The organism is Mesorhizobium qingshengii, assembly GCF_027563465.1.
In the GTDB taxonomy this organism is placed as follows: domain Bacteria; phylum Pseudomonadota; class Alphaproteobacteria; order Rhizobiales; family Rhizobiaceae; genus Mesorhizobium; species Mesorhizobium qingshengii_A.
Genome location: NZ_JAPFQA010000007.1, coordinates 168,371 through 183,293, shown reverse-complemented (window position 1 = coordinate 183,293; position 14,923 = coordinate 168,371). Strand labels below are relative to the sequence as shown.

18 protein-coding genes and 1 other RNA gene are annotated in these 14,923 nt (G+C 63.6%); 7 read left to right on the top strand and 12 right to left on the bottom strand.

Going from position 1 to position 14,923, the window contains the following annotated elements:
* Positions 1–27 precede the first annotated feature (27 nt).
* The 6 genes from OOJ09_RS17830 to OOJ09_RS17805 all read right to left on the bottom strand — a co-directional run bounded on the left by OOJ09_RS17830 (position 28) and on the right by OOJ09_RS17805 (position 3,166).
* On the bottom strand, positions 28–909 hold the full coding sequence (locus OOJ09_RS17830) for an RNA polymerase sigma factor (RefSeq protein WP_269906433.1): 882 nt from the start codon (positions 907–909) through the stop codon (positions 28–30).
* Between the two features lie 35 nt (positions 910–944).
* Complete coding sequence (locus OOJ09_RS17825; protein ID WP_269906432.1) at positions 945–1,250, bottom strand: hypothetical protein; 306 nt, start codon at positions 1,248–1,250, stop codon at positions 945–947.
* A gap of 132 nt (positions 1,251–1,382) precedes the next feature.
* The gene (locus OOJ09_RS17820; protein ID WP_269906431.1) at positions 1,383–1,607 is read right to left on the bottom strand and encodes a ribbon-helix-helix domain-containing protein; all 225 of its coding nucleotides are present in this window, start codon (positions 1,605–1,607) and stop codon (positions 1,383–1,385) included.
* Entirely contained in the window at positions 1,604–1,801 is a 198-nt protein-coding gene (locus OOJ09_RS17815) for a DUF4169 family protein (protein WP_269906430.1), read from the bottom strand. The genes OOJ09_RS17820 and OOJ09_RS17815 overlap by 4 nt, the downstream gene beginning before the upstream one ends.
* Positions 1,802–1,818: 17 nt before the next feature.
* Positions 1,819–2,358, bottom strand: coding sequence for an SspB family protein (locus tag OOJ09_RS17810; RefSeq protein ID WP_269906429.1), 540 nt, complete (start codon positions 2,356–2,358; stop codon positions 1,819–1,821).
* Between the two features lie 118 nt (positions 2,359–2,476).
* Positions 2,477–3,166, bottom strand: coding sequence for a TetR/AcrR family transcriptional regulator (locus OOJ09_RS17805; protein WP_269906428.1), 690 nt, complete (start codon positions 3,164–3,166; stop codon positions 2,477–2,479).
* A gap of 187 nt (positions 3,167–3,353) precedes the next feature.
* Here OOJ09_RS17805 and OOJ09_RS17800 point away from each other — a divergent pair, with 187 nt between their 5' ends.
* Positions 3,354–4,559 (top strand): multidrug effflux MFS transporter, encoded by a 1,206-nt coding sequence (locus tag OOJ09_RS17800; RefSeq protein WP_269906427.1) that lies wholly within the window; start codon positions 3,354–3,356, stop codon positions 4,557–4,559.
* Positions 4,560–4,875: 316 nt separating this feature from the next.
* Here the strand turns inward: OOJ09_RS17800 and ssrA are convergent.
* Positions 4,876–5,235, bottom strand: a transfer-messenger RNA (tmRNA) gene (gene ssrA, locus OOJ09_RS17795).
* A 170-nt stretch (positions 5,236–5,405) separates the two neighbouring features.
* Between ssrA and OOJ09_RS17790 the strand changes: the two genes are divergently transcribed.
* Entirely contained in the window at positions 5,406–5,717 is a 312-nt protein-coding gene (locus OOJ09_RS17790) for a DUF2853 family protein (protein WP_269906426.1), read from the top strand.
* Positions 5,718–5,977: 260 nt separating this feature from the next.
* Positions 5,978–6,772: a thymidylate synthase gene (locus OOJ09_RS17785; RefSeq protein ID WP_269906425.1), complete on the top strand. Its 795-nt coding sequence runs from the start codon at positions 5,978–5,980 to the stop codon at positions 6,770–6,772.
* Between the two features lie 39 nt (positions 6,773–6,811).
* On the opposite strand, the gene OOJ09_RS17780 is transcribed toward OOJ09_RS17785, so the two are convergent.
* Entirely contained in the window at positions 6,812–7,018 is a 207-nt protein-coding gene (locus OOJ09_RS17780) for a TOBE domain-containing protein (RefSeq protein ID WP_269906424.1), read from the bottom strand.
* A 170-nt stretch (positions 7,019–7,188) separates the two neighbouring features.
* Between OOJ09_RS17780 and modA the strand changes: the two genes are divergently transcribed.
* The 4 genes from modA (at position 7,189) to OOJ09_RS17760 (ending at position 10,249) form a co-directional block, all read left to right on the top strand.
* A complete protein-coding gene (gene modA, locus OOJ09_RS17775; protein WP_420107519.1) occupies positions 7,189–7,986 on the top strand; it encodes a molybdate ABC transporter substrate-binding protein in 798 nt (265 codons plus the stop codon).
* A 26-nt stretch (positions 7,987–8,012) separates the two neighbouring features.
* The gene (modB, locus tag OOJ09_RS17770) at positions 8,013–8,717 is read left to right on the top strand and encodes a molybdate ABC transporter permease subunit (RefSeq protein ID WP_269906423.1); all 705 of its coding nucleotides are present in this window, start codon (positions 8,013–8,015) and stop codon (positions 8,715–8,717) included.
* A complete protein-coding gene (gene modC / locus OOJ09_RS17765) occupies positions 8,714–9,826 on the top strand; it encodes a molybdenum ABC transporter ATP-binding protein (RefSeq protein ID WP_269906422.1) in 1,113 nt (370 codons plus the stop codon). The genes modB and modC overlap by 4 nt, the downstream gene beginning before the upstream one ends.
* Before the next feature lie 81 nt (positions 9,827–9,907).
* A complete protein-coding gene (locus tag OOJ09_RS17760; RefSeq protein WP_269906421.1) occupies positions 9,908–10,249 on the top strand; it encodes a winged helix-turn-helix domain-containing protein in 342 nt (113 codons plus the stop codon).
* Positions 10,250–10,362: 113 nt separating this feature from the next.
* Here the strand turns inward: OOJ09_RS17760 and OOJ09_RS17755 are convergent, their stop codons facing one another.
* The 4 genes from OOJ09_RS17755 to OOJ09_RS17740 are packed head-to-tail and all read right to left on the bottom strand — an operon-like array spanning position 10,363 to position 14,705.
* Positions 10,363–11,316 carry a D-ribose ABC transporter substrate-binding protein gene (locus OOJ09_RS17755; protein WP_269906420.1) on the bottom strand — a complete coding sequence of 318 codons (954 nt, stop codon included), beginning with the start codon at positions 11,314–11,316 and terminating at the stop codon, positions 10,363–10,365.
* Positions 11,317–11,348: 32 nt separating this feature from the next.
* Positions 11,349–12,506 (bottom strand): ABC transporter permease, encoded by a 1,158-nt coding sequence (locus tag OOJ09_RS17750; RefSeq protein WP_269906419.1) that lies wholly within the window; start codon positions 12,504–12,506, stop codon positions 11,349–11,351.
* Positions 12,469–14,049 (bottom strand): sugar ABC transporter ATP-binding protein, encoded by a 1,581-nt coding sequence (locus OOJ09_RS17745; RefSeq protein WP_269906418.1) that lies wholly within the window; start codon positions 14,047–14,049, stop codon positions 12,469–12,471. Before OOJ09_RS17745 ends, OOJ09_RS17750 begins: the two co-directional genes overlap by 38 nt.
* Complete coding sequence (locus OOJ09_RS17740) at positions 14,046–14,705, bottom strand: DUF2291 family protein (RefSeq protein ID WP_269906417.1); 660 nt, start codon at positions 14,703–14,705, stop codon at positions 14,046–14,048. Before OOJ09_RS17740 ends, OOJ09_RS17745 begins: the two co-directional genes overlap by 4 nt.
* Positions 14,706–14,923 lie beyond the last annotated feature (218 nt).

Sequence of the window (14,923 nt, the reverse complement as noted above, 5' to 3'; positions counted from 1 at the left end):
CTGCGGCCGTCGGGCAGAACAATCGCCTCAGAGGATGGACATTTCGGCGCCGTCCGCGACGTAGCGGGCGTGTCGAAAGTCGCGGATGGTCAACAGCTTGCCGGCCTGCCATCCCAGCAGCACGAAATAGGATGGCCGCGCCGCCGGATCGTCGCGATCGCGGACAAGGACCGCCGGCCTGTCTTCGACAAACCCCGGCACGAAACGCCAATCCCGCACCCTGGAATAATTGTGGAAGTAGGTGCCGACTTCCTTGCGCCCGGCGAGCCGCGTCCTGGCCACCAGTTCCAGCCGCACTTCATCCGCCAGCATGTCGCGCACCGCATCGAAGTCGCGGGCGTTGAAGCGATCGACATAGGCGTCGAGCAACAGGCGTTCAGCCGCGCTGAGCCTGGGCGGCGGACGGTCGTCGGGCTCATCGGCGAGTTGACGCAGCCGGCCGCGGCCTCGGTGCAGCGCCGCCTTGATGGTGGGGATGCTGGTGTCGAGGATAGTGCCGATCTCCTGCAGCGAATAGCCCAGAACGTCCATCATGATGACGCTGCTTCGCTGCGTGACGGGAAGGCGCATGAAGATATGCAGGCCGGCGGCCGCGGCCTGACGGTCGACGGTGGGGTTTGCCGGGTCGACGATCATGTCCCGGTCCTCATCGGAAAAGGCCTTTTCGCGGGCGCGACGGCGCAGGAAGTCGAGCGCCGCATTGTGCGCGATGCGGAACAGCCAGCCTTCCGGATTGGCGATCGGGCCGGCGTTGGGCAAAGCCTCGACCGCCTTGGCCAGCGCCTCCTGCAACACATCCTCGCCATCGACGACCGAGCCCGTCATGCGGGCGCAGTAGCGGTGCAATCTGGGGCGTATTTCGCCGAACAGGCGATCAAAAGGCTCGCGGATTTCGCCGGGAATGTTCATGCGCCTGCCGTTTCGTGACGTGGTTCTACCCGGGACTACTCGTCCAACATCCGATAGTGGCCCACCACGGTCATCTCCTCGCGATGCGGACGTTCGCTGCAGCGATCCCTGATGCCGTCCTGAAAAGCCTCGAATGCCGCCAGTCCAGTGATGATATCGGCATGGGCGTCGGTTTCCGTCTCGACCAGATGCACAAAAGTGCCGTCGTCGGATCGCCAGGTCATATAGCGAACGCCGTCCGGCGATTTGGCCCGCAGCTCCTGGAAGACGGCCTTGACCAGCCCCTCGTTCTCGTCGGCCCGCTCCGGCTTCGTCTTGTAGCGTATCAGGTGGTGTTTCATCTCAGTTGTTCCCTTGGGTGCCCTGCGCCTTGGAGGCCGCTCATGTCCGAGACGTTGCAGCGAAGCCAAAGGATTCAGGTGCCGGGAAGAATTTTTGGGTGACGGCCCGGGATCGGCCCGGCTACGGTGTGGTCAGATGTCCGCGCCGCGCTTGGCCCAGTCCAGCACATGGAGCCTCAGCGCCGAGGACAGGTTGGTGTCGCGAGGCCGCGCTTCGTCCACTTCGGCGACAAGGGCGGCGAGCGTCAGCTTCCTGGCCGCCGCGATCGCCACGAGATCGTCATAGAAGGGTTTCTCGAGCGAATAGCTGGTGCGGTGGCCGCGAATGGTCACCGAGCGCTTTTCGACCGCGCTCACTGTTCGCTCGGTTCGCCGGGAGTTTCACGGCGGTGGCCGGCAACGAATTTGTCGCTCTTGTCGGCGATCAGGCGGTCGCGTTGCTTCTCTGCCTTGGAACGGCCATGCAAGGCCCGGTTCTGCTCGGCGACGCGCACCTTCTCGTCCCGCGCCTTCTGCTTGCGGGCCTGGCGAAGATTGACGATGTCGGCCACAGCGCGAACCCGCGGGCCTATTTCTTGCGGAAGGCGTCGAGCGAGACCACATCGGCGCCCTTGGTGGCGGCGTCGGTGGCGGCGGGCTTCTTCTCGGCCTCGGCGGCGGCCTTCTTCTCGGCTTTCGGCTTTTTCTCGGAAACGATGGTCAGCGGCTCGGGCGGGGCTTGAGCAGCTGGCTCGTCGGCTGCCACCACATCGGTCTTGACGTCGAACTCGAGCTCGAAATTGACCGACGGATCGTAGAAACCGCGCACGGCCGAGAACGGGATTTCGAGTTTCTCCGGCACGTCGGAGAAGGACAGGCCCACTTCGAAGCCGGTGTCGGTCACCTTGAGGTCCCAATACTGGAACTGGATGACGATGGTCATCTGCTCCGGATAGCGCTCGCGCAGCCGCGAAGACACGCGCACGCCCGGCGCACCGGTCAGAAAGGTGATGAAGAAGTGATGGTTGCCGGGGAGGCCGGTGCGCGCGACCTCGGCCAGGACCTTGCGCATGACGCCGCGCAACGCCTCCTGGGCCAGAATGTCGTAGCGGATGTGGTCGTCGGCCATGTGGCGGTAGGGTTCCGTTGAATCGTCCGCATAGCTGTAATCAAGCTTGAGGGCGGCGTAAACCTGATATAGATCACCGCCGCGCCGAAGCGAGGACTATTGCCAACGATTTGATCGCTCAAACGCCGGCCAGCGCGCTTTGCTTTTCCACTGATGCGGCGGACCGGCGCTTGCCGAAGGCGCGCAGGAAGGTGCGCACGCCATTTGTCGCGGATTGCAGCACTTCGTCCTCGCGCGGCGTGCCGCCGAGCATGAACGTGGTCTGCAGTTCGGCATTGACGAGGCCGAGGAACTGGCGCGCCGCCACGTCTGGATCCTCGATCGCGAGGTAGCCGCCATAGGCGAGGCGGGCGAAGCGGGCGGCGATTGCCGGCCATGTTCGGCCTGGCCCCTGTTCACGCCATTCGGCAAACAGTTCTGGATAGCGTTCGCCTTCCGTCTGGATCAGCTTGCGCAGGAATTTTCCATCGCGGTTGCAGATGCAGTTCTGGTTCAGACGCACGGCAAAGCCGATCAGATCAGCCTCGAGATCCTTCGGCTGGTCGGGGAAGGTGGCGATGGTGGCGAAGATCCCGGCATTGCAGCGCTCGGTGAGGTCGCGCACCACGGCAACGAACAGTTTTTCCTTGTCGCCATGATGGTTGTAGATGGTCTGGCGCGAGACCCCGGCTTCGGCGGCGATCAGATCGATGTTGGCGCCGGCGAAGCCTTCGCGGCAGAATACCCCGGCGGCGGCGTCGACGATCGACAGGCGCTTGGCCTCGTGGCCGCGTGGCGGGAAAGTGTCAGGAGAAACGCTCAGTCTCATGAAAAACTATATAGAGGTGATTGACGATTTGGACAAGAGTGTCTAAATTTGTGGACACGATATAAAGAGATTTCGGCCCAGAGACGAATGGAATTCGCTCCTGGAGAGTCGGAACCTCATGGGATGGAACGTCCTAGGGTTAGACGTCGCCTGGCGGCGGCAACCAGATTCGAAAGAAGCCTTTATCATGAGTCCCAAATTCCTCCGCATTGCGGTCGTGCTCGGCCTGTTGTCCGCCATCGGCCCGTTCGCAATCGACATGTATCTTCCCGCATTGCCGTCGATCGGCGCGGATCTGCATGCCGGCACCGCTGCCGTGCAGATGAGCCTGTTGATCTTCTTCCTGTCGATGGGCTTCGGTCAGATCGTCGTGGGGCCGATCTCCGACATGGTCGGCCGCAAGCTGCCGCTCTATGGCGGTCTTGCGCTGTTCATGGCTGGCGGCATCGGTTCGGCAATGGCGCCGACCATCGAATGGCTGATTGCTTTCCGCTTCCTGCAAGGCCTTGGCGCCAGCGCCGGCATGGCCGTTCCGCGCGCCATCGTGCGTGACCTGCATACTGGCACCGAAGCCGCCAAGCTGATGTCGCTCTTGATGCTGGTGTTTTCGGTGTCGCCGATCCTGGCGCCGCTGACCGGCAGCCAGATCATCGAGAATTTCGGCTGGCGCGCCGTGTTCTGGACGGTGACCGGTGCGGCGGCCCTTGCCACCATCCTGCTCGCGACCTCGCTCAAGGAGACGCGGCCGGCGGAAGAACGCGTCGGTTCTTCCTTCGGAACTGCACTTGCCGGCTACCGCTTCCTGATGGGGGACCGCAATTTCCTTGGCCTCGTGGCGATCGCCGGCTTCGGGATTGCGAGCTTCTTCGTCTATCTGTCGAGTTCGTCCTTCATCCTGATCGGCCACTACGGGCTGTCGCCTTCGGTCTACAGCGTGTTCTTCTCGATCAACGCGGTGGCCTTCATCGGCATGTCGCAGCTGACGGGGCTGCTGGCCGAACGGTTCGGACTGCGGCGCGTGGTGCGCGTCGCGGTGACCGGCTACGCGACGACGATGGTGGTGCTGTTCGCGGTGATGGCGACGGGCATCGACCGGCTCGATGTGATGGCGGTGCTGCTGTTCATCGGCTATGGCTTCCTCGGTCTGGTCATCCCGACCACCTCGGTGCTGGCGATGGAGGAGCATGGCGAGATCGCCGGTACGGCCTCGGCGCTGATGGGCACGCTGCACTTTGCCATCGGCGCGGTCGCCATGGGTGTCGCCGGCCTGTTCTTCGACGGCACGCCGCTGCCGATGGTGGCGGGCATCACGCTCTGCGCGGTGATCTCGTTCACGCTGGCCAAGTTCACGCTCGGCCGTTCTCGCGAAGCCGTCGAAGCGCCGGCGGAATAGCAATCGCCCTTTGGATACCAAAAGGCCGGGCATGCCCGGCCTTTTTCATGCAGCATCCGCTCGGCGAACAGCGCGCGATGGCACGGGGGCAGGGCGCTCCCACCTATGGCGGCCTGGTCGCGGATCATGCCGTTTCCGGCTTCGAGCGAGGTGACGAAGCCCGGGGTCGCCGGTCAGCACCAAGAAACGACCGGGATCATTTTTCACTTTTGTCCATGGAGAAGCGCGCGCAGCGCGGCGCCTTCGCGGCCACAGGCCGAACGAAGCTCTGATCAGCCGGAGCTGCCCTTGCTTGACGCATATTGGAGAGAGGAGAAGTGGAGGTTTCTGTTGCCAGGTACCTCCGAACCCCGCCTAGAAGTGCGAACCCCTAGGGCTTGAATTGAAGCTATCGCACCGCTTACGCGGCGAGACGTGCTTCCGCATAGTTGTCATTTGCAACTACAGGTTTAGCCCGATGACGGTGGTACCATGCCGGGCAAAAGTACGATCTTTACACCTTCGTCGATCCTATTTCGCCCCCAGCAAAAACCGCCCTGTCGTGAACAGCGGCTTTTGGTGGAGGCGCCGGGTACCGCCCCCGGGTCCGAACGGCTTATTTCATCGCCCATTTATCGCCATAGTCGGTCAAGCCGACAAACCGAATATAGGGGGGCATCGCAAGAAATGAAAGGCCGCAATGGCACTTTCTCCCCGTGTCAAAACGGCAGCTCCCAAGGGTTGACTCGGGCGCGGTCTCAACCGAAGCTTTGTGTGCGGTGAGGAGTCATGACCTAGCGCACAAGTTGCAGCAGCGCGCCACAGCCCTCATCGATCGGATTCGTGGCGCCGACGAGGGGAATTTTGATGGCCGATTATCTTGCAGACGTGAAGAAATACGACGCCGCGGCAAGCGCCGACGTGGTCGACAAGATCGTGAAGCATCTGGGTATTGCGCTCAGAAACCGCGATTCTTCGCTGGTGTCGTGCACGGACCCGAAGGAACTCGAGCGCGTCAAGGAAAGCTGGGCCGCCAAGAAACTCGGTGTCAGCGACGCGGCGAAAGCCGATGCCGCGATCCAGAAGACCTGCAAGGCGATGGCGGCGGACAACACCAAGAGCCGGGTGACCTTCTACTATCTGGTGGCCAAGGATCTGGGCAAACTCGGCTCCCTCTGACGAGCATCCTCTCCCCGTATAGCACGGGAGAGGGACGCTATCGCTGATGGTTTCGCCAACTGCAGGAAGGGCGCGCCGCGACTGCGGCCAGCCTCTTTCCTCCCCGTCACTATACGGGGAGGATGTCCGGGCAGGGCAATGAGGGGCGGCGCGAACGCCCGGAAAGAGTGATCGGGCAAGCGCCGCTTGCGCCGCTTTATTGTGTTCGGCAGCCCGTCCGTCGGCTATGATGGCTATACAACCGAATCGAGCCGGAACCGATGCGCCAATATCTCGACCTCTTGCAGCATGTGCTGGAAAACGGCGCCGATCGCGGCGACCGCACCGGCACCGGCACGCGCTCGGTGTTCGGCTACCAGATGCGCTTCGATCTTGGGCGCGGCTTTCCGGTCACCACCACCAAGAAGCTGCATCTCAAGTCGATCATCCATGAACTCCTGTGGTTCCTGGCCGGCGACACCAACATCAAATATCTGACCGACCATGGCGTTTCGATCTGGGACGAATGGGCGGACGAGAATGGCGATCTTGGCCCGGTCTATGGCAAGCAGTGGCGCTCCTGGCCCGATGGCCATGGCGGCTCGATCGATCAGATCGCGAATCTTCTCAAGGAGATACGCCGGAATCCTCAATCGCGGCGGCTTATCGTTTCGGCATGGAACCCGGCCGAGGTGGAAGCCATGGCGCTGCCGCCGTGCCACTGCCTGTTCCAGTTTTACGTCTCCGAGGGCCGGCTTTCGTGCCAGCTCTACCAGCGTTCGGCCGATATCTTCCTCGGCGTGCCATTCAACATTGCCTCCTACGCTTTGCTGACACTGATGGTGGCGCAAGTGAGTGGACTGAAGCCCGGTGACTTTGTCCATACGCTTGGCGACGCGCATCTCTACTCGAACCATTTCGAACAGGCGCGCGAACAGCTGCAACGCACGCCGAGGGCGCTGCCGACGATGTGGATCAACCCGGAGGTGAAGGACCTGTTCGCTTTCCGCTTCGAGGACTTCCGGCTGGAAAACTACGTCGCCGACGCATCGATCAAGGCGCCGATCGCCGTCTGAGCCCGCGGGGCTGGCCCGCTCCTCGAAATCGGGCACCGATCAATCGATGCCGACCATCACGTCAGAGGCCTTGACGACGGCATAGGCCTGCCTTCCCTTTTCGAGCTTGAGGTCGGCGACGGCCTCGTTGGTGATCGACGCGGTGACGACGGCGCCGCCGATGTCGATCCTGACATGCGAGGTGGTGGCTCCCTTGACGATCTCGACGATGGTCCCTTTCAGGATGTTGCGGGCGCTGATCTTCATTGGACGTCTCCTTTTGCATTTCGCTGTATCCAGCCTGGTCCATCGTAGGCCGTGATGGCATGCCGATTCAATGCAGGTGTCAGGCAAAAAGCCTTCCGTTGTTATGTTCATGCGGATATATCGGTTGACAGGCTTCGAGCCAATCGGATTTCAAACCCAGGGAGAACTTCATGCTGATGCGCAAAGGTTTCGGATTGAGGGCGATCGCGATCGGTGGTCTTGCGGCGACCCTGATGGCCGCGGCGCCGGCCGCGCATGCGCAAGACAAGGTGGTCGTGTTCGCCGCGGCCAGCCTCAAGGATGCGCTCGATGCGGTGAACAAGGCCTGCGAGGCCGATGTCGGCGAGGCCGCGACCGTTTCCTATGCCGCGAGTTCGGCGCTGGCCAAGCAGATCGAAAGCGGGGCACCGGCCGACGTCTTCATCTCCGCTGACCTCGACTGGATGAAGTATCTCTCCGACAAGAAGCTGACCAAGCCGGACACGGAGGCGAGGCTGCTCGGCAACGAGATCGTGCTGGTGGCGCCGAAGGACTCGACAGTTGAAACCAAGATCGAGAAGGGCTTCGATCTGGCCAAGCTGATCGGCGACGGCAAGCTCGCCATGGGCGACTTCAAGGCGGTGCCGGCCGGCAAATACGGCAAGGCGGCGCTTGAATCGCTCGGTGTCTGGTCCTCGGTCGAAGGCAAGGTGGCGCAGGCGGAGAACGTGCGTGCGGCACTCAAGCTGGTGTCCACGGGCGAAGCGGCCCTCGGCATCGTCTACGCCACCGACGCGCATGCCGAAAAAGGCGTCAAGGTGGTCGATACTTTTCCGGAGGATTCGCATCCGCCGATCATCTATCCGGTTGCCCAGACCGCCGATTCGAAGGACAAGGATACGCCGGCCTTCCTGAAATGCCTGCAGTCGGCCAAGGCCGGCGCGCTGTTCAAGGATCAGGGTTTCACTGTGCTCACGCCAAGCAACTGAGTTCGAAAAGGGCCTGATTTCGCAATATGAACTGGCTGCTGGACCTCACTCCCGACGAATGGAATGCGGTCCGGCTGTCCATCAAGGTGGCGACGGTGGCAATGCTTTTCAGCCTGCCGCCGGGCATATTGATCGCGCTGCTGCTTGCCCGAGGTCAGTTCTGGGGCAAGACGCTGCTCAATGGACTGGTGCATCTGCCGCTGATCCTGCCGCCGGTGGTGACGGGGTATCTGTTGTTGCTGACCTTCGGCAAGCGCGGCCCGGCCGGCGCCTTCCTGGCCGAGCATTTCGGCATCGTCTTCTCGTTTCGCTGGACAGGTGCGGCTCTCGCTTGCGGCGTCATGGGCTTTCCCCTGATGGTGCGGGCGATCCGGCTGTCGATCGAGGCGGTGGACCGCAGGATGGAGGCGGCGGCCGGAACGCTCGGCGCCAACCCGCTGTGGGTGTTCGCCACCATCACGCTGCCGCTGATCCTGCCCGGCCTGATCGCCGGCGCCATCCTGTCCTTCGCCAAGGCGATGGGCGAGTTCGGCGCGACGATCACCTTCGTTTCCAACATCCCCAACGAGACGCAGACGCTGCCGTCGGCGATCTACACCTTCACGCAGGTGCCGGGGGGCGATGAAGGCGCGCTCCGGCTGACGCTGATCTCCATTGTCATCTCGATGGGCGCGCTGGTCGCCTCCGAAGTGCTGGCGCGGCGTGTCGGCCGGCGCATGGACATGGAATGACGGTCCTCGTCGACATCAGCCATCGCCTCGGCGACTTCAGCCTCGATGTTCGCTTCGAGAGCGCAGGGCGGCTGACGGCGCTGTTCGGACCTTCGGGATCGGGCAAGACGACGCTGATCAACATGATCGCCGGGCTGATCCGGCCCGACAAGGGTCGCATCGAGGCCGATGGCCGCGTGCTGGTCGACACCGGCGCGGGCATTTTCGTGCCGAAGCACAGGCGCCGCATCGGCATGGTGTTCCAGGACGCGCGCCTGTTTCCACATATGAGCGTGGCCGGCAATCTGCGTTACGGCCGCTGGTTCACGCCGGCGGCGGAGCGCTACGCGGACATGGACGCCGTGGTCGAACTGCTCGGCATCGGCCCACTCATGGACAGGCGACCGGCAAAGCTGTCGGGCGGCGAGAGACAGCGCGTGGCCATCGGTCGGGCGCTGCTTGCCAGTCCTCGGCTTCTGCTGATGGACGAGCCGCTGGCCTCGCTGGACGAGGCGCGCAAGGCCGAGATCCTGCCCTATATCGAGCGGCTGCGCGACGAGACGAAGATCCCGATCGTCTATGTCAGCCATTCGGTCGCCGAGGTGGCGCGGCTGGCGAGAGACGTGGTGATGCTGGCGCAAGGCAATGTCATCGCCAGCGGACCGACCGAGGCGGTGATGCAAAGGCTCGACCTGTTGCCGGCGGAGGAGCGCGGCGAGGGCGGAGCCGTGCTGGACACCAGGGTGCTGCGTCACGACGAGAATTTCGGCATGACCGTGCTGGGCTCCGCCGCCGGTGAGATTCGGGTGCCGCGGCTGGCGGCTGCGGCGGGAGCGCCGGTCCGCATTCGCATCCGCGCCCGCGACGTGATGATCGCCACCGAACAACCGGCGGGCCTCAGCGCGCTCAACATCCTGCCCGGCACCATTGTTGCGATCAGCCCAGGCGAGGGGCCGGCGGTCGAGGTTGGCATCGACTGCAATGGCGCGACCGTGCTGGCCCGCATCACCGAACAATCGCGGCATGCGCTGAAGCTGCGGCTCGGGGGGCATGTCTTTGCCGTGATCAAGACGGTGAGCTTCGACCGGGCCAACACCGGCGCCGGTCTGCCCGCCGAGGCGGATGGATGATCATCGCTATGTTTTTTTGGAATAGCGGTATGGCCGGGGAGCTTCTAGTATGGCGTCGGGCGTGACCGCGGAGGAGCAAAAATGCCGTCGCTGAGCTTGCGGATAAATCTCGATCCAGACGGGCGCATCGGACCGGGCAAGATCGAACTGCTGGAGCAGATCGCCGCCTTCGGCTCGATCTCGGCCGCCGCGCGCGGCATGGAGATGTCCTACAAGCACGCCTGGGACCTGGTCGAGGACATGAACCGGGTGTTCGGCAAGCCGCTGGTCGCGGCGCAGACCGGCGGCCGCAAGGGTGGCGGCGCGCAACTGACGGCGGTCGGCCTGGCGGTGGTCAGCCGTTTCCGAGCCATCGAGCGCGCAGCGACAGCTGCAGCGGCGACGCATATGGATGCGCTGCAGGCGGAGATCGATGCCGGATAATTTGGGCCGGATAATTTGGCTGAGCGCTGCCGGTGGGCGGCGCTGATGGACACTTGAGGCGATCCCTCGCCAATGGATACGAGGAGTGATCCCGGATCACTCCTCGTCGTTTTTTATTCCGAGAGCGTGAACGGAGCCGTATACTTGTCGACATTGTCCTTGGTGATCAGGAGGCAGTCGAACAGCTGCTTTTCGGTCGCGGCGCCAGTCTTGCCGGTCTTGATGAAGGAGTCCGCCTGCTGCACGGCTTTCGCCGAGTAGACGGCCACCGGCTGCAGCACGGTGTATTGCAGGTCGCCGGCCTTGATGGCGGCGACAGCGTCCGGTGAGCCGTCGAAGCCGCCGACCTTGATGCTCGCCAGTTTTCCGGCCTCTTTCAGAGCCGCGATCGCGCCGAGCGCCATCTCGTCATTGCCGCTGGTCACGCCGATGATGTCGGGATGGGCTTGCAGCAGGCTCTGCATCTTGTCGTGGCCCTGGGTGCGATCCCAGTTGGCGACTTCCGAGCCGACCTTCTTGAGGTCCGGATACTGGCTGATCACGGTCTCGTAGCCGTTCGACCGAGTCGCGGCGTTGTTATCGGACGGGGCGCCCAACAGTTCAACATAGTTGCCCTTCTCGCCGATGGCCGTCACCCATTGCTGGCCACCGAGCGCTGCGCCCTGGGCGTTGTTCGAGACGAGCTGCGCCTTGGCGAGGCCCTCCTGGTTGATCTCGGCATTGACAAGGAAGACCGGGATGTTGGCGGCGATCGCCTTCTTCACCGCGCCGATCGAGCCGCTGGCATCGGCCGGGTCAAGGATGATGGCCACGGATTTGTTGGTGATCGCCGTGTCGATCAGCTTGCTCTCGGTGTTGGTGTCGGCCTTGGAGGCGCCGACAGTCGCGGTATAGCCGAGCTTCTCGGCCTCGGCCTTGGCGACATTGCCTTCGGTGAGCCAGTAGGGGTTGGCGGGATCGATGACGATGACCGAGATGAGGCCGCCGGCCGACGCCGCGCTTGCCGCGACGATCGGTGCGGCTAGGGCGAAGGCCGAGAGCATCAGAATTCTGGCACTGCGATACATAGAGTTCCTCCTTTGGTTAGCAATCGCGCCGGTCAACCGGCGGTCTTCTCGAGGGCGGGATCGGCCGTTGTGGCCTTGTCCTTTTGTGGAGAAGTGGGCGAGCCGCCGGCCGGGCTCGGAAGCTTGACGCGGCGGCGATACTGGATGGCGTTGAGCAGCACCGCCAACACGATGACCGCGCCGGTGAACACTGTTTGCCAATATGCGGAGACGCCGATGATCACCAGACCATCGGACAGGAAGCCGATAACGAAGGCACCGACCAGCGTGCCGCGGATGTTCCCCCGGCCACCGGTCAGTGCGGCGCCGCCGATGACGACGGCGGCAATGGCAGTGAGCTCGTATGACGTGCCGGCGGTCGGGCCCGCCGAAGTCAGCTCGGAGGACAGGATGAGGCCGGCCACCGCGGCGCAGATACCCGAGAGCATATAGACCGAAACCTGCACCTGCTTGACCGGCACGCCGGAGAGCTCGGCGGCGCGCTCGTTGCCGCCGGACGCATAGAGCCAACGGCCGAAGGCGGTGCGGTTGAGGATGATGCTGCCGATGATGGCGATGACTGCCATGACCAGCACGCCGATCGGGATGTCGAGCAGGCGGTTGAAGCCCAGCCATTCGAAGCCGGTGTTGCCGAGCTCCGGCTTGCCGCCGAGGTCGTTGTAGGTCAGGCCGTTGGTCATCAGCAGGGCTGCACCGCGCACGACATAGAGCATGCCGAGCGTGGCGACGAAGGCGGGCACCTTCAGCCAGGCGATGAGGACGCCGTTGACCAGGCCAACCAGCGCGCCGAGCACGCATACCAGCACCGCGACGACCCAGACCGGCGGGTAGAGGATGACGCCGAACGTGGTCAGCTGCACGCCCTGCATCAGGAAGCCGGCGATCACGCCGGAGAAGCCCAGCGTCGAGCCGACCGACAGGTCGATGCCGCCATTGAGGATGACCAGCAGCATGCCGACCGCCAGTATGCCGAAGATGGCGACATGCGAGGCCATGGTCAGGAAATTGCCGACCGAGAAGTAATAGGGAGACAGAAGCGAGAAGACGATGATGATCGCGATCAGTGCGAAGAACGCGCGGCCCTCCAGCAAAAGCTTGGCCAGGCTGAAGCCGTCGGCCGAAACCCTTGGACGGGAGCGGCTGCGATCGGGGCTAGCGTCGGTCACGGTGGTGGCTCCTGTGTTCCTCATGGTCGGTGACCACGGCCTCGCCCGAAGCGGCCATGATCTCCTCCTTCGTGGCATCGCCACCGAACTCGGCCGAGATCCTGCCGCGATGCATGACGATGATCCGGTGCGCGATGCTCAGGCACTCGGCGACTTCCGAGGTCGAGAAGACGACGGCGAGCCCACGTGCCGCCCGTTCGCTGAGCAGGCGGAAGACCTCCGCCTTGGCGCCGATGTCGATGCCACGGCTCGGCTCGTCCAGCAGCATGACCTTGGGATTGGTGGTCAGCATCTTGCCGATGACGACCTTTTGCTGGTTGCCGCCGGACAGCGATCCGATCGGGGCGCTGCCGCCCGCGGTCTTGACGTGCACGTCGCGGATCGAGGCTTCGACCAGCAACCGCTCCCGCGACCGGGACAAGAGCATTCCCCTGACGAAGGAGCCGATGCTGGCGAGCGACAGGTTGGCGCCCACTGACATCGTCTGAACCAGGCCGTCGCGCTGGCGGTCCTCGGGCACCAGGACAAGCCCCCTTGCGATGCGCTCGGCGATGCCGAGGCGGGAGATGTCTTTGCCCCCGAGCAAAATGCGTCCGCCCGAGGGCTGCAGGCGCCCGGCGATGCATTCCAGCAATTCGGTGCGCCCGGCGCCCATCAGCCCGTAGATGCAGACGATCTCGCCGCTGCGCACATCGAGCGACAGCCTGTCGACCACCGAGCGTTCCGAACTCGAGGCATCGGCGACGCTGACGTCCTCGACCGACAAGGCGACCTCGCCGAAGGCGTATCCGGTGGGTGGCGAACCCAAATCGAAGTTCTCGCCCACCATGTTGCGGACGATCCATTCGAGGTTGATGTGCCTGGCGTTGGCCGTCGCGGTGATCGCTCCGTCCCTCAGCACCACGGCGTGGTCGGTGATCTGCAACGCCTCCTCGAGGTGGTGCGAGATGTAAACGATCGAGACGCCGCGGGCCGTCAGGTCGCGGATCACCCTGAACAGCACCTCCACCTCGGTCGCGCTCAGCGCCGAGGTCGGCTCATCCATGATCAGGATCCGCGAATCCACCGAGAGCGCGCGGGCGATCTCGACGATCTGCTGCTGCCCCAGGCGCAGGTCCTGGACCAGCGTCAGCGGATCGATGTCTTCCTCGAGGTCGGCCATCAGCAACCGCGTCTGGCGGGCTTCTTCGGCGAAATCGACGCCGGTCGCGCCGGGTATTTCCCGGCCCATGAAGATGTTGTCACGTACGCTCAGATTGGGGGCGAGGCTGAGTTCCTGATGGATGATCGAGATGCCGCGGTCGCGGGCGTCGGAGGCCGAGGAGAAAGTAACGGACTGGCCGTCGAGCTCGATGCTTCCCGATGTCGGCGTCGTCACGCCGGACAGGATCTTCATCAATGTCGATTTGCCGGCGCCGTTTTCGCCAAACAGCGTCGTGACCTTACCGCGACGGATGTCGAAATTGACGCCTTTCAGCGCATGCGTGCCGCCATAGGTCTTTACGATGTGGCGGGCCGCGAGCACGGTGTCGCCGGGCGCGGGCTCGAATTCGGGCGCCGCATTCATTGGACGCTCAGCTTCACCGGCGCGACCAGCCAGCCTTTGGGATTGATCAGTTTGAAGACGCCGACGACCGAGATGGTCTTTCCGGTGAGCTGGGTGTTGTCGATGGCCGACAGCACCTGCTTCTTCATCTCGTTGTTCAGGGCCGAGCCCGCGTTCTGGTACTCGATCTGGTTGGTGAACTGGCCGAAGGTGATCGCGCCGGTGGCGTCGCGCAGATCTGTGCCGTTGATCGCCGGCCCGGTCTGGACGCGAATGACCAGATTGTCCGGGACGTCAGCGACCTTGACGGTGTAGATGCCCGACTTTCCCTCGCCAACCACACCGGTGAACTTGACCGAGAATTCGGTGCCGACATTGGCCGGCACGCCATATTGTTTCTCCGCGGCCGCCTTGTCCTTGGCGATGGCGGCGGCGAGCGTCGGCGCATCGACGGCGCGCTGCTCCACGGCGGATTGCACGTTCGGAAATTCAGCCTTGCCGAACGCCTCCGGCGAAAACGCCGCCTTGCGGGTGTCCTCGGCCGAGCCGATCATGACGATCTTGGTGTCGAGGATCATCGCGCCGAGCAGCACCAGGATCGCGACCGCAGCGGCCACCCAGCGGACGCCTGGCGATCCTCGCCGGTTCATCGTGGTGGTTGCTGGCTGCGAACTCATGCTGTTACGACCTGTGTAGTGGCGGCGATGAGGGGTGGCATTTCGTTTTGTTGGCGCGAAGCGCCGCATAAGCCGCTGTACGGCAGTCCACTTGCATCGACCCCTCCCGCAGCGTGCTCCTCCAGCGCAATCGACCATACATCGATGTGAAGTTACCGTCAATGACTGTGATACTTTGCCGATAATGTAACATTCATGTGACCGTTCGACTGGTATGA